General features: G+C 70.1%; 10 protein-coding genes. 9 read left to right on the forward strand and 1 reads right to left on the reverse strand.

Translation table 11 applies throughout. From position 1 onward, the window contains the following. Positions 1 to 111 precede the first annotated feature (111 nt). The 4 genes from RPX00_RS34400 to RPX00_RS34415 are packed head-to-tail and all read left to right on the forward strand — an operon-like array spanning position 112 to position 5322. Positions 112 to 1908 carry a hypothetical protein gene (locus RPX00_RS34400; protein WP_406631692.1) on the forward strand — a complete coding sequence of 599 codons (1797 nt, stop codon included), beginning with the start codon at positions 112 to 114 and terminating at the stop codon, positions 1906 to 1908. A 40-nt stretch (positions 1909 to 1948) separates the two neighbouring features. Continuing rightward, on the forward strand, positions 1949 to 3643 hold the full coding sequence (locus RPX00_RS34405) for an NAD(P)/FAD-dependent oxidoreductase (protein WP_406631693.1): 1695 nt from the start codon (positions 1949 to 1951) through the stop codon (positions 3641 to 3643). Further along, positions 3555 to 3752 carry a phosphopantetheine-binding protein gene (locus RPX00_RS34410; RefSeq protein WP_406643189.1) on the forward strand — a complete coding sequence of 66 codons (198 nt, stop codon included), beginning with the start codon at positions 3555 to 3557 and terminating at the stop codon, positions 3750 to 3752. The genes RPX00_RS34405 and RPX00_RS34410 overlap by 89 nt, the downstream gene beginning before the upstream one ends. 46 nt (positions 3753 to 3798) lie before the next feature. Further along, positions 3799 to 5322, forward strand: a complete 1524-nt coding sequence (locus RPX00_RS34415) for an amino acid adenylation domain-containing protein (protein WP_406631694.1) — start codon at positions 3799 to 3801, stop codon at positions 5320 to 5322. 188 nt (positions 5323 to 5510) lie between these two features. On the opposite strand, the gene RPX00_RS34420 is transcribed toward RPX00_RS34415, so the two are convergent. Continuing rightward, positions 5511 to 6557 carry an IopA gene (locus RPX00_RS34420; protein ID WP_406631695.1) on the reverse strand — a complete coding sequence of 349 codons (1047 nt, stop codon included), beginning with the start codon at positions 6555 to 6557 and terminating at the stop codon, positions 5511 to 5513. A 260-nt stretch (positions 6558 to 6817) separates the two neighbouring features. Between RPX00_RS34420 and RPX00_RS34425 the strand changes: the two genes are divergently transcribed. From RPX00_RS34425 to RPX00_RS34445, 5 genes are all read left to right on the forward strand, one after another. After that, a complete protein-coding gene (locus tag RPX00_RS34425) occupies positions 6818 to 7789 on the forward strand; it encodes a fatty acid desaturase family protein (RefSeq protein ID WP_406631696.1) in 972 nt (323 codons plus the stop codon). Between the two features lie 31 nt (positions 7790 to 7820). Next, complete coding sequence (locus RPX00_RS34430; RefSeq protein ID WP_406631697.1) at positions 7821 to 9581, forward strand: SidA/IucD/PvdA family monooxygenase; 1761 nt, start codon at positions 7821 to 7823, stop codon at positions 9579 to 9581. Beyond that, entirely contained in the window at positions 9581 to 9808 is a 228-nt protein-coding gene (locus RPX00_RS34435) for an MbtH family protein (RefSeq protein ID WP_406631698.1), read from the forward strand. Before RPX00_RS34430 ends, RPX00_RS34435 begins: the two co-directional genes overlap by 1 nt. A gap of 108 nt (positions 9809 to 9916) precedes the next feature. After that, on the forward strand, positions 9917 to 11707 hold the full coding sequence (locus RPX00_RS34440; RefSeq protein WP_406631699.1) for an ABC transporter ATP-binding protein: 1791 nt from the start codon (positions 9917 to 9919) through the stop codon (positions 11705 to 11707). Further along, complete coding sequence (locus RPX00_RS34445; RefSeq protein WP_406631700.1) at positions 11704 to 13497, forward strand: ABC transporter ATP-binding protein; 1794 nt, start codon at positions 11704 to 11706, stop codon at positions 13495 to 13497. The genes RPX00_RS34440 and RPX00_RS34445 overlap by 4 nt, the downstream gene beginning before the upstream one ends. The last annotated feature ends 9 nt before the right edge of the window (positions 13498 to 13506 follow it).

The raw sequence follows: 13506 nt of genomic DNA on the forward strand, positions 1-13506 counted from the left end.
GACATCTCGCAGTACAGCCTCCCCCGTAGCATCGGCGAAGAGCGGCGCCCAGGGTCACGGCGCCGGCCAGTCGCTTCTGTCCGGACGGGACGCATTGCTGAGGAGGTACGCATGGTCGGCACGGATGTGGCCAACGGCGACCGGCACGGGCTTGACCAGACACCGCTTCCCTCCGTCTCGTATGGCGTGACGCTGCTGGGCAAGGCGCAGGTCACCAACCCGTCGGGCGCCGGTCTCCGGCGGCACATCGCGGACGTGGCCGCGTACGGCGACTACGCGTTCCTCACGGTTTACCGGGAGCCGACGTGCGAGCGGACCGGCGCCTACGTCATGAACATCAGCGACCCGAAGGCGCCGTTCGAGGTCGAGAGCGCGTTCATCGAGACCACCGCGGGCAACTACGTCGGCGAGGGTCCGTGCGTGATCGAGATGGCCAACGAGCACTTCACCGGCGCGTTGTTCATTCACCCCAACGAAATGTATGCCAAGGCCGACGCGCCCGACCCGACCGGGCCGCGCCAGCGGGGCGGCATCAACATCTGGGACGTCTCCGACCCGGAGCACGCCCGTCTCCTCGTCGCCCACGCCGGCGACTACACGGACGCGGACGGCGAACCCGCGGACCAGGCCCTGGCGGCGTACTACACCTGTGCCTGGACGGACAGTTCCACCGGCCGCACCTACGTCAGCTTCGTGACCGACAAGCCCACCACCGACATCGTCATCATGGAGATCACCGATCCCCGCGATCCGGTGCTGGTCAACGCTCTCGACCTGAGGGTGTCGCCGTTCGACGTGACCGGCGCGCCTTCGCGCGGCCTCGCCTCGATGTTCGGGCACGCCGTCGAGGTGCGCCGGGCCGGCGGCCGGTACGTGATGACCGCGACGTACTGGGACGGCGGGTACGTTCTGCTCGACGTCACCGACCCGACGCCGGGCAACGTCTCGCTGATCGCCCGGACCGAGTACGCCGAATTCGACGAGGAGCGCGCCAAGCGCGGGCAGCAGGTCTCGCCGGAGGGCAACGCCGAGCACTGCGCTCTCTCGCCCGACGCCGAGTACCTCGTCGGCGCCGACGAGAGCATCGAGTCCTACCGCCTGATCGGCACGATCACGTCGGGTCCGCACGCGGGCGCCGAGTACGTCGCGGCCTGGAGCCCGGGCACGGCACCGGTCGATGCCGATCACCCGGTGTCCGGCACGCTGACGTTCGTCGGCTCCGGCTGCCCGGGCACCGTGCCGCCCGGACGCGGGATCGCGCTCATCGAACGGGACGCCTCGATTCTGACCGGCGGGTCGGCCAAGGGGTGCGCGTTCCAGGAGAAGCTGGACGCGGTCATCGCGGCCGGCTACGACGCGGGCATCATCTTCAACCATCAGGGCCCGGACGCGATGCAGCAGTTTCCTACGGCGTCCAAGGGAAAAATCCCGCTGATGTTCGTCAACCGCCTGACCGGCCTGCGGCTTCTCGGCGTGCCGGGCGTGACCGCGGAGACCGCCGGAACCACCCCGACCCCGGCCGATCCGGCGGTCTGCGCGACCGACGTCCGGTCGGAGTTCGTCGGCTGGGGCTACCTCCGGCTGTTCAAGACGGACCTCGACGGCGGCCGGGCCACCCAACTCGACACCTACGCCATCCCCGAGGCGCAGGATCCGCGCTACGCCACCGGTTTCGGCGACTTCTCGGCGTCGCACGTGGCGATGGACCCCGATCGGCCGCTGGTGTACGCGACCTTCTTCGACGGCGGCCTCCGGGTGCTGAGCTACGGCGAGGACGGCCTGCGGGAGGTCGGCGCGTTCCGCGAGCCCGGCACCGATTTCCTCGGCGTCACAATCCACAAGATCGGTGAGAAGAACTATGTACTGGTCGCCGACCGGAATTTCGGCCTCTATCTCTTCGACATCTGATCGCGCACTGAGCGGCATCGTCTAAAACTGGGAGTCTGGTGTGTCTGATCCGACCTCGAAGTTCACTGAACCCGAATTCGCCGCCGGTGCCGCAAGGCCGGCCGATGCTGACGTGGTGATCGTCGGGAACGGCGCCCTCGGCCTGTTTCTCGCCGACGAGTTGCTCGAGCGCCAGGCGGGATCAGTGGTGGTGGTCGGCCCCAGCCATCGCGACACGGGCGCGAGCCACGCGGCCGGTGCGATGCTCGGCTGTTTCGGCGAGACCACCGCCGAATCGCTGCGCACCGAAGCCGCGCGGACGAGGTTCGAGCTGGGCGTCACCGCCCACGACAAATGGCCGGAGGCGCTGCGCCGGCTCCAGGAATTCGCGCCGTCGAACCGTCCACTGCAGACTGCGACGGAATCGCACATCATTTTGAACTCCATCGGCGCCGAACTGGACAATGTGAACTTCGCGGCGATGATCGACGCCCTCGACCAGTACGAAAAACCGTGGACGGAAATCGATCCGAACGACATTCCCGGTTACCGCCCCCGCACCGAACAGCGGGCCTTGCGTGCCATTCACCTGCCGACCGAGGGGGCGGTGGACGCCCGTGGAGTGCTGGCAGCACTGGAACGACGGCTGCGGCAACGCGGAGCGATCTTCATCGATCAGACGGTGCGGAAGCTGATCGGCAGCGACGAGGAGGTGACCGCGGTCGAATTGGACGACGGTCACCGCATCGAAGCCGGCAACGTCGTGGTGGCCGCCGGTGTCCACAGTGAATCGCTGGTGCGAACCGTCCTCGACGTGCCCGAACTGATGCCGATCTTCCCGGGGCTCGGCTTCGCCATGATCGCCCGGCGGACCGAGGGCGAACCGTTCACCAGCGTGGTCCGGACGCCGAACCGGGGGTTCGCCTGCGGGCTGCACGTGGTGCCCCAAGGCGACGGGCTGGAGTACTACGGCGCGACCAACCGCTTGGTGCACACCATTTCCAGCGTCACCTGGATGGCCGACGTCCGTTTCCTGGCCCAGTACTCGATGCACCAGCTCGACGAGGCGGTGGCCACCCACGAGGTCGTGAACTGGTGCAGCGGCAACCGCCCCGTCACGCTCGACGGATTCCCCACGATCGGCTGGATGCCGGTCTCCGGGCTGTATCTGATGACCGGGACCTACCGCGACGGCTTCCACTGCGCGCCCCTGCTCGCCGAGCACGTGGCCAACGAGCTGCAGGGGAAGTCCGGGATCATCGACCCGATTTTCCAGCCGATGCGCAAGCCGGTGGCGACCCGGACCGTCGAAGGGTCGATCGACGAGTACGTCGAGCACAGCCTCGCCGCCTGGTTCGAGACCGGCGCGCAGGCAGCGCCGCAGATGACGACCTCGCAGATCGCCGATTACTACCGGACCATGGCCGTGCGGATCTACGAGCAACTCGGCACCGATTACGCCCTCGGCCCCGATATTCTCTTGTACGCACAGGGGAATCTGCACGGCGCTCGTCGGGTCGCGCGCTATTTGCGGACCGCCGGGAGCGCGGGCGAAGCGGCCCGGCGGGCCGGGGTCGGGACGGGCGCCGGGGGAAGCAGTAGCCATGACCGTCACTCAACCGTCTCTCGGGGACAACGTCCGCCGGCTCGTGCTCGCTCAGCTCGACATCACCGGCCCCGAACCCCGCCCGGACGAGGATCTCCGGCGGTGGGGCATGACCTCCTTGACCTGCCTGGGCCTGATGCTGTCCATTGAGGACACTTTCGGGATCGAACTGCCGGAGGACGCGCTCCAGCAGGCGACGTTCCGCAGCATCGACTCGATCTCCGCGGCGGTCGAAGCAGCACAGCTCGCCGGAGAGTAGGGGAGCGGCGAACCGCGAGGCGGGGCGAAAACACGAGGGAGTTGCGGTGCAGGATTCTCGGCGGTCGGCCCGGACCGCGGGCGCGCAGACCTTGGTCGATCTCTTGGAGCGCCAGTTCCGCGAGCGGCCCGCGGCTACGGCCATCCGGACCGCGGCGCGCTCGTGGACCTACGCGGAACTCGATCGGCTTTCGGCGCGGCTGGTGCGGCGGCTGGTCGCCGAAGACGCCGGATCGATCGTCGGCCTGCTCTCGCGCCGCTGCCCGGCCGCGCTGATCTGCATCGTCGCCATCCTGCGCAGCGGGGCGGCGTGCCTGCCGATGAACCCCGACGATCCGCCGCTGCGCAACAGCGGGGTGCTCGACGAGGTCGGCTGCAAGCGGGTTCTCGCCACCGAGCCGGTGGAATGGCTGCCCGACGCCCAGTTCGTCGACGAGGACGGCGTGGATCCGGGCGATGACGGCCGCGCCACGGCGCCGCTTCCTTCGCCAAGGCCGCTTGACCTGGCCTACGCGCTCACCACGTCCGGGTCGACCGGGCGGCCCAAGATCGTCGGCGTTCCGCACGAGGGGCTCCTGAACCTGATCGTCGCCTCGTTCGAGGACATGGACCTGATCCGGACCGACGACGTGATGCTGTGGACGACAGCGCTCACGGTGGACAGCACGATGCACGACTGCCTGATGCCGCTCTGTTTCGGAGCCTGCGTCGCGGTCGACGACGGCGGCGACCTGCCCGCCAACCGCATCCTGCACGCCGTCCGCGCGCTTGGCGTGACAGCGCTGGAAGTCCCGGCCGCCGTGCTCGGGCCGTACGGACAGGCGCTGCTTCCCCGGCTGGCGGCCGAGGGCGTCCGGCTCGTCATCACCGGCGGGTCCCAGCTCGACGGGCCGGGCCTGGGCAGCAACGACTCGCTGGTCGTCCACAATGGATACGGCCCGACCGAAGCGTCGGTGGCCGCGACGTGGTATCCCTGCGACAGAACGACTCCGCGGTGGGTCCCGATCGGACGCCCGATCCGCAACGTCCGGACCTATGTCCTCGACGGGGAGCTGAACGCGGTCCCCGCCGGCGAGATCGGGCAGCTGTACCTCGCCGGGGCCGGTCTCGCCCGGGGCTATCTCGGCCGTCCCGCACGCACGGCGGCCGCCTTCCTCCCGGATCCGTTCTCCAGCACGCCGGGCGAACGCATGTACGCCACCGGGGACAACGTGCGGCTTCAACCGGACGGGAATTTCGTGTACGTCGGCCGCATCGACGACCAGGTCAAGATCAGCGGATACCGGGTCGAGATCGGCGAGGTGGAACACCGGCTGCGCGCCTGCCGGGGCGTGCTCGACGCGGCGGCCCTGCTGCGCGAGGACCTTCCCGGCGCCGCCGCGATCGTCGCCTATCTGGTCGGCGAGCGGTTGCCCGACGAGGCGCTCACGAGCCAGCTGAACGACTGGCTGCCCACGCCGATGATTCCGCGTTTCTTCGTGTGGCTGGAGGAAATGCCGCTCAACCGTTCGGGAAAGATCGACCGGCGGGCGCTCGCCGCGATTCCGCTCGGCCAGCCCGATCCGGTATGAACTGACGCTTGCCTCTCCCGCTGGGGGAGAGGCAAGCGTCAGGCGGATCGTGCGTCTGATCAGAACATCGGGTAGATGGACGCGTCGTTCTTCTTTTTCTTCTTCTTGCGCCGGAAAAACTTGGCTATCGCCCGCAGAAGCGCCACGGCGACGTCACCTCCCCTCGCCCGCGAGTCGACGTCCGTGCCTCACGACAGTTCGAGGCTTTCGGCGAGCAACGCCGCCGAAAGATCGTAGCCGTCGTCGGTGCAGTGCCCCCGATCGACGAAGAGCCAGTCCGACGGGGCCGCCGTCGCGGACATCCGGGAGTTGATGTCGACGAACCGGACGCCCTTGGAGGCGCAGGCCGCGCCGAGGGCGGCGGCGTAGGCGGCGCCGGTCTCGATGCTGCCGACCTCGCCGTAGCGCTCCTCCCACGCCCCGAATTCGGAGAACTCGTCGAACTCGTCGAACAGCAGTTTCTCCTCGCGGGACGGCGGTTTGCTCAGCCAGGTGGCCAGCGGCTGCAGGACGAAGCTCACCCGGGCTCCGGTCGCGCCCGCCACCACGAGCCAGCTGTCGAGGTGCCGCATGGTCAGGTCGACGGCGGCCTCGATCATGGTCGACGCCTGCGGGGCGACGGGCTCGGGCTCCGGTTGTTTCGCCCCGGTCCGCCACCGCAGCCCCTTGGCCGGCTTCGCGTACCGCTTCCGCAATTCTTCCATTTTCTCGAAGTACTCGTTGCAGAAGAAGAACGGGCCCTGTCCCTGCAGCGGCAGCCCGGCGAGCTGCGCCATGACGAGAGTGTTGAAACCGCTGAAGAGGACGATCTCCTCGACCGGCGGAAGCAAGTGCCGGTAGAGCATGAACAGCATCAGCTCCTGGGTGGAGTTGAAGTACGGGGCGCCGAAGTTGAGCCAGGGCTTGCTCGGCGCGTGCTTCGTCCAGAGCCGGGAGGAGAGAGTCGTCGCGTCGCTCGTGGCGCCGTAGCTCAGCACTCCCGAACCACCCACCAGCAGGCGCACCGGCCCGCCGGGATGCTGCCCGCCCACCGACGCTGTGCCGTCGAGGCCGTGGGAGATCCGGAAGCCGAACTCGTCGGTGTTGATCACGGCCGAGCGGAAATTCGGCCGGTTGAAGTACATGAGATAAGGCAGGTAATTCGTTTTCCCCCGGTCGAGGAAATCGAGATAGTCGGAGGTCTGGGGAGTCAATTGCTCGCTCGGCCGTACCACATCGTCTCCTTCGCTGGTCACCGTTCGGCTCGACGCCGGCATCGCAAGCGGAAAAGGCAGTGCGGCAGGAACCGGCCGGACCTCCTGCCCAGAAACCTAGCCCCGTCTCCTTCGCCGTCCGCGTCCCGTAAAACGGCCCCCGCCCCGCGTGTCGCCGGTTCACGTGACTGCGCCGCCCCAGTCGGCGCTGCGTACGGTCGGTCTGTCTTCACGAGCGGCATTCACCCCGCCCGGACCGGGCCCCGCCGCGTCGAAGAATACCCACGAAAGGTGATGGTGAAATGATCGAGCGCGAGCGACGACTATGGCGCAACAGCCCGGCCGACGCCATTCTGCTCGGGCTCAGCATCGCGCAGTTCGCCGTGACGATCGCGCTGGCCGCGCTGACGCCGGACGGGCTGTGGTGGCGGCTGGGCTCGGCGGCGCTGGTCGTCGCCATGATCACGTACTCGGTGCTGATCGTCAATCACATGTTCGTGCACCAGCCCTGGTTCGCCGACGACCGGCTGAACAAGGTCGTGTCGCTGATGATCTCGGCGAACATCGCGCAGTCGGCGATGGCGTATCACCTGAGCCACGTCCGCAACCACCACCGGTACAACAACGACCGCAAGCACGACGGGGTCACCGCGGACTTCAGCTCCACCTACCGCTACAGCCGCGACGACGACCACGCCCCGCTGTTCCGGTACCTGGCCTACAGTCTCGCCGCCTCGATCCGCGAGTTCGCCGGCACCGTGGCGTCCCTGCGCCGGCTGTGCGGCGTCGGACCCCGGGAGACCACGCTCCGCGCGCTGGCCACCCGGCATCCGGTCCGGCGCGCGTCCGAGCTGTCCCAGGTCCGCTACGACCGCTTGGCACAGCTGGCTTTCACCGCGCTGATCGGCGTTCTTTCCTGGCAGTGGCTGGTGATGTGCTACCTGCCGTCGGTGGCCGTCGCGTTCACTTTGGTCAACGTGCAGAACTACTACCGGCACTTCGGCGCGGAGCCGGAAAGCCGCTACGCGAACTCGGTGAGCTACTACGGCCGGCTCTACAACCGGCTGACCTTCAACGACGGCTACCACCAGGAGCACCATCTGCGCCCCACGACGCACTGGACCCGGCTGCCGAAGGTCGCGGAGCAGTACCAGGAGCAGCTCGAGGAGGCAGGCCGGGTCGTTTCGCCGGTGCCGCCCGTGATCGGCTTCCTGGACACCGGCCGCGTCAGCCGTGTCGCCGAACGCTCCGCAGCGACCCGAGCGACCCAATGAGGCCGGGCGGACGTCGGGGAAGGAGCGGCACGTGAACGCACTCGGCACGCCGGACGAGCCCTACGACCTGATCGGACTGGGCTTCGGCCCGTCGAACGTCGCACTCGCGATCGCCGCGCAGGAGATCGCGCCGGACCGCCGCTGCCTGTTCCTGGAGCGCTCCCCGGACACGCGCTGGCACGAGGGCATGCTCATCGACGGCACGCGGATGCAGATCTCGTTCCTCAAGGACCTGGTGTCCCTGCGGAACCTGGCCAGCCCCTTCACCTTCCTGCAGTACGAGAAAGCCAAGGGGCGGCTGGAAAAGTTCGTGAACCTCGCCGAGTTCCGGCCGAGCCGGCTCGAGTTCCAGGACTACCTGCAGTGGGTCGCGGCGCAGTTCGCCGACATGGTGCGCTACCGCTCCGCGGTCCGCGCGGTGACTCCGGTCCGCGACGACGACGGCGCGCTGTCGCTGTTCCGGGTGAGCGCGACCGACACCGCGACGGGCGAAGCCGTCGAATACCACGCGCGCAACGTAGTGCACGCGCTCGGCGGAGTGCCCCGCGTGCCGGAAGCGGTGACGCTCGGCCCGAACGTGGTGCACTCCAGCGCTTTCCTGCCGACGGTTCCCCGGACCTACACCGACCACGACCGCGAGTGGGAGTTCGCCGTCGTCGGCGACGGGCAGAGCGCGGGCGAGATCGCGCACTACTTCCTGGACCGCTACCGCAACGCCCGCGTCCACCTGATCCTGCCGGGATATTCGTTGCGGGCCACCGACAACAACCCGTTCGCGAACGAGCAGTACTTCGAGGCCAACGCCGACGAGTTCTACTCCCGCGGCGAGGAGGACCGGCGCGTGTCCGGCGCCAGCCTGCGCAACACCAACTACGGCGTGGTGGAGGAAGGCTTCCTCGACGACCTGTACCGGCTGGCGTACGCCGACGAGGTGCGCGGCCGCACCCGGCTCCTGGTGCACGGCGGCTCCCGGGTGACCAGTTCCGAAGCCGAGGGCGAGGGCGTCCGGATCGGGATCGAAAGCCGCTTCGGCGGCGAGTCGGGCGTCCTTCGCGCCGACGGCATGGTGCTGGCCACCGGGTACCGGCGCCGGCTGGACCCGGACATGTACCGCGATGTCCTGCCGTACCTGAAGACCGACGGCGACAGCCGGCCGGTGGTTTCCCGGGAGCACCGGGTGCGCGCCACCGCGGAGCTGACTTGCGGCCTGTACGTGCAGGGCTTCGCCGAGGCGACGCACGGGCTCGGCGACACGCTGCTGTCGCTGCTTCCCTTCCGCTCCAAGCAGATCATCACGGCGATCGCCAAGGACGGCGGGTCGCTGGCGCGCGCGTTTTCGCCGGCTCGGCGCGACGGCGGGCCGGACGCGGCGACGCTGGCGGAGCTGATCGACCGGTGCGGCTCCGGCACGCTGGTGAGCGCCGGTCCGCGGGAGTTCCCGGTCGCGACGCGGCTGCCGCTGGTGCTCGACCGCGACCGCGGGCGCAGCGGCGTCCTGTTCGGCGTGCTCGACCGGACCGACCCGCAGCTGCCGCTGCTCGACGGGGGCAAGGTGCTGGCGGTGTTCCAGCCGGACGGAGCTTCCGCCGCCGAGCCGCTGTCGATCGACGTCCGCGGCTGCGCCCGGCTGGTGACCGACCGGGACCGGCTGGTGGCGCACGAAGCCCGGGTCGGCCCGGTGCCGCGCCCCGGCGGTTCGGTCGGGATCGAGATCGAGATCGAGGCCCTTTCCGGCCGGTTCCCCCTGTCCCCGGAGCCGCGCGCGGCCCGTGCCGAAAGCGAGAGCGAGTGATGGCTGAAAGCGACGAGACCTACCTGATCGTCCGCAACGACGAGGAGCAGTACTCGATCTGGCGGTCGGACCGTCCGGTGCCCGCCGGGTGGGAGCCGGTCGACGAGCCGGCGCCGCGGGACGACTGCCTGTCGCGCATCGCCGAGCTGTGGACGGACATGCGCCCGGCCAGCCTCCGGGCCGCGATGAGCGCGTCCGCCGAAGAGCAACGGACACACAGTGGCTGAGCGCCGGGACGCAGCCGGGTCCTGCGTCCTGGGTCCGCTCCGGACCCCCGCCGGCTCATTTCGTATTTCCGAGCAGCGATGACGACGGCGAAAGACAGGGGAGACGCGATGGCTGAACGGCCTCGGCTCCTGCGCCGCTCGTGCGCGTTGCTGCTCTTCGCTTTCCGGGCTCACCCGGGTTCGATGAGCTTGGGACTGACCGCCTCGATCCTGCACGGAACGGGGCTGGCCGTCTGGTCCGTCGCGCTCGGCAAGCTGGTCAGCGGAGTGGTGATACCGAGATTCGAGACCGGCGACGTGGCCGCTGGCGCCGCCGTCGCCGTGGTGCTGGCCGTGCTCACGATCGGCTTGGTCCGGGGTGCCGCGGGGATTGTCTTGCGCTGCACCACTGTCGCGACGCGGACGCGGTTCGACGCCACGCTGCGCGAAGCGGTGACCGAGAAGTACGACGCGCTGCCGATGGCGTATCACCGGGCCCATCCGACCGGCGAGAAGCTCGCGCGCGCCACCACCGATCCCGAGGCGGCCTCGGACCTGCCCGCCCGGTTGCCGCAGGCGCTCGGCATGGCCCTGGTCTTCCTGGTCACCGCGGGCTGGATGCTGACCGTGGACCCGCTCCTGGCCGTGATCGGCGTCGCCATGGTCCCGGCGCTGACGCTGGTCAACTCCGCGTACCAGAAACGGTGCGCCGGGCCCGCCGAACAGGCCCAGGAACAGCTGGGGCGCGTGGCCGCGGTCGCCCACGAGAGCTTCGACGGCGCGTTCCTGGTGAAGACGCTCGGCCGGGACGGCGCCGAGCGGGACCGGTTCGCCGCCGAATCGGTCCGGCTGCGGGACGCGAAGATCAAGCTGGCCGTCCGGGAATGGCTGATGGACTCGCTGGTCGACCTGATCCCGAACGCCACGACGCTGGTCATCCTGGTGGTCGGGGCGTGGCGGGTGAACAGCGGCGCGCTCACGGTCGGCCCGCTGGTCAGCTTCGTCACCTTGTTCGCGGTACTGGGGGTGCCGCTGAGCTTCATCGGCAACGTCCTGGCCCACGTCCCGAGCGTGCTCGCCGGGTACGGCCGGGTCCAGACGGTGCTCCGCGAGATTCCGCCGCCGGAGGTGCCGGATCCGCAGCCGCTGCCGGACGGCCCGCTCGGCCTGAGCGTCCGCGGTCTCGGCTTCTCCTACCCGGACAGCCCGGCGGTCCTTTCCGACGTGAGCTTCGACGTCCCGGCGGGCACGACCGTCGCGATCGCCGGGAGCACCGGGTCGGGCAAGAGCACGCTGCTGCTGGCGCTGGCCGGCCTGCTGCCCCCGACCGGCGGCACGGTGCTGCTGAACGGGGTCGACCTGTACCGGGTCGCCGAGGCCGACCGGGCGGCGGCCTGCGCGGCGGTCTTCCAGCAGCCGTTCCTGTTCGCCGGCACGCTCGCGCAGAACGTCCTGCTCGACTTCGGCACCGACTCGACGGAAGGTCTCTCCGAGGCCGACCGGGAACGGCTGGACGAAGCGCTCCGGCTGGCCCGGATCAAGACGCTGGTGGACAGCCAGCCGGACGGGCTGGAAACCCGGGTCGGCGAGCGCGGGATGACGCTGTCGGGCGGCGAACAGCAACGCGTCGCCCTGGCCCGCGCGCTGGTCCGGCGGCCGCGAGTGCTCTTGCTGGACGAGGCGACGTCCGCCGTCGACGCCACGACCCGCCAGGAGATCATGAGCGGGCTCGCGGAAAGCCTGCCGTCCACCACCACGATCGTGGTCACCAGCAGCGCCGCGACGCTGGCGCTGGCCGACTCGGTCGTATACCTCGACGGCGGCCGGATCGCGGGCATCGGCACCCACGCGGAGTTGCTGCGGCTCGACGGCTACGACCGGCTGACCCGGGCCTACGAGCGAGAGCGGGTGGCGTCATGAGCGCGGTGCCCGCCGACTCCGACAGCCTCGCCGGGTCGACGTGGGCGGTGCTCCGCCGGGGCTTCGCCGCCATGCCGGAGATCCGCGAAGGCCTGGGCCTGACACTCGCCCTCGCCATGGTGGGCGGGTTCGGCAAGCTGGCCATCCCGGTCCTCATCCAGCTGCTTTTCGACCGGGGGCTCAGCTCCGGGCACCTCGACACCGGCCTGCTGCTTCGCCTGGGCGCGTTGGTGGCGGTGGTCGTGGTGGGCACCACCCTGATCAACTGGCTAAGCCTGGTGCGGCTCGCGAGCGCCAGCGAACGCGCGCTGTGCGGGCTGCGGGTCGGCGCCTTCGCCCATGTGCACCGGCTCAGCGTGGCCTTCCACTCGGCCGAGACGCGCGGGAAGCTGGTGTCCCGGGTGACCTCGGACGTCGAGACCCTCAGCCAGTTCCTGCAGTGGGGCGGCGTCGCCTGGGTGGTGAACGGCGCCGCGATGCTGGCCGCCCTCGTCGGCATGGCGTACTACGACCTCTGGCTGACGCTGGTCGTGGTGGTGCTGATCGTGCCGCTGGTCGTCCTCATCGTCGTGCTGACCAAGCGCCTCGGCGTCGCGCATTCCGCGGTCCGCGGCCGCGTCGCCGATCTCCTCACGGTGATCTCCGAGACGATCCAGGGCGCGGCCGTCATCCGCGCCTACGGCATCGCGGCGCCGAGCCTGCGGCGGACCCGGTCGACCATCCACCGGTGGCGGGACACGAAGACCCGCGCCGGCTATCTGGGCGGCGTGCTGTTCTCGCTCGCCGAGCTGTTCGCCGCGATCGTGGTGGTCGGCGTCGTCGCGGTGGGGCTGGCGATCGGCCCGTCGGGCGGGCACACCGCGGGCGAGCTGGTCGCGTTCCTCCTGCTGGTGACCGTGTTCCTCGGGCCGGTCGCGCAGTTCACCCAGGTCATCGACTACACGCAGAACGCCGCCGCGGGCTGGCGGCGGGTGCTGGCGCTGCTGGACATCGTCGAGGACGTCGCCGAGCCCGCCGAGGGACGGCAGCTTCCGTCCGGCCCGCCCGCGGTGACGGTGCGGGAGGTCACCTTCGGCTATCCGGACGCGGCCCCGGCCCTGACCGACGTGTCGTTCGAGGTGCCGGCCGGGCGGCAGGTGGTGCTGGTCGGCGCCACCGGCTCGGGCAAGACGACGCTGACGAAGCTGATCGCCCGGCTGGCCGACCCCGACCAGGGCGCCGTCCTGATCGGCGGCGTGGACGTCCGGGAGATCGCGACCGCGTCGCTGCGCTCGCGCGTGGTGGTCGTGCCGCAGGACCCGTTCCTCTTCGACACCACGATCGAGGAGAACGTCCGGTACGGGCGGCCTTCGGCAACTCGCGCCGACATCGAGCGAGCCTTCCGCGACCTGGGCGCGGGCGGGTTCCTCGACGGCCTGCCGCGCGGCCTGGACACCCCGGTCGGGCAGCGCGGCGAGAGCCTGTCGGCGGGCGAGCGGCAGCTGGTCGCGCTGGCCCGCGCGCACCTGGCCGACCCGGCCTTCCTGATCCTCGACGAGGCGACCTCGGCCGTCGACCCGCGGATCGAGCTGACGCTCATCGAGGCGCTGCGCCGGCTCACCGCGGGCCGCACGTCGCTGACCGTCGCGCACCGGCTCGCCACCGCCGAACGGGCCGACGAGGTGATCGTCCTCGACGGCGGCCGGCTGGTCGAACGCGGCCGCCACGACGAACTGTTCGCGGCGGGCGGGGTTTACGCGGGTTTGTACGACAGCTGGCGGCGGGCGACGGCGGGAGGCGCGGCCGCCTGAGCGCAGGTT

Origin of the sequence: Amycolatopsis sp. WGS_07 (genome assembly GCF_045278895.1) — a bacterium.
GTDB lineage: Bacteria > Actinomycetota > Actinomycetes > Mycobacteriales > Pseudonocardiaceae > Amycolatopsis.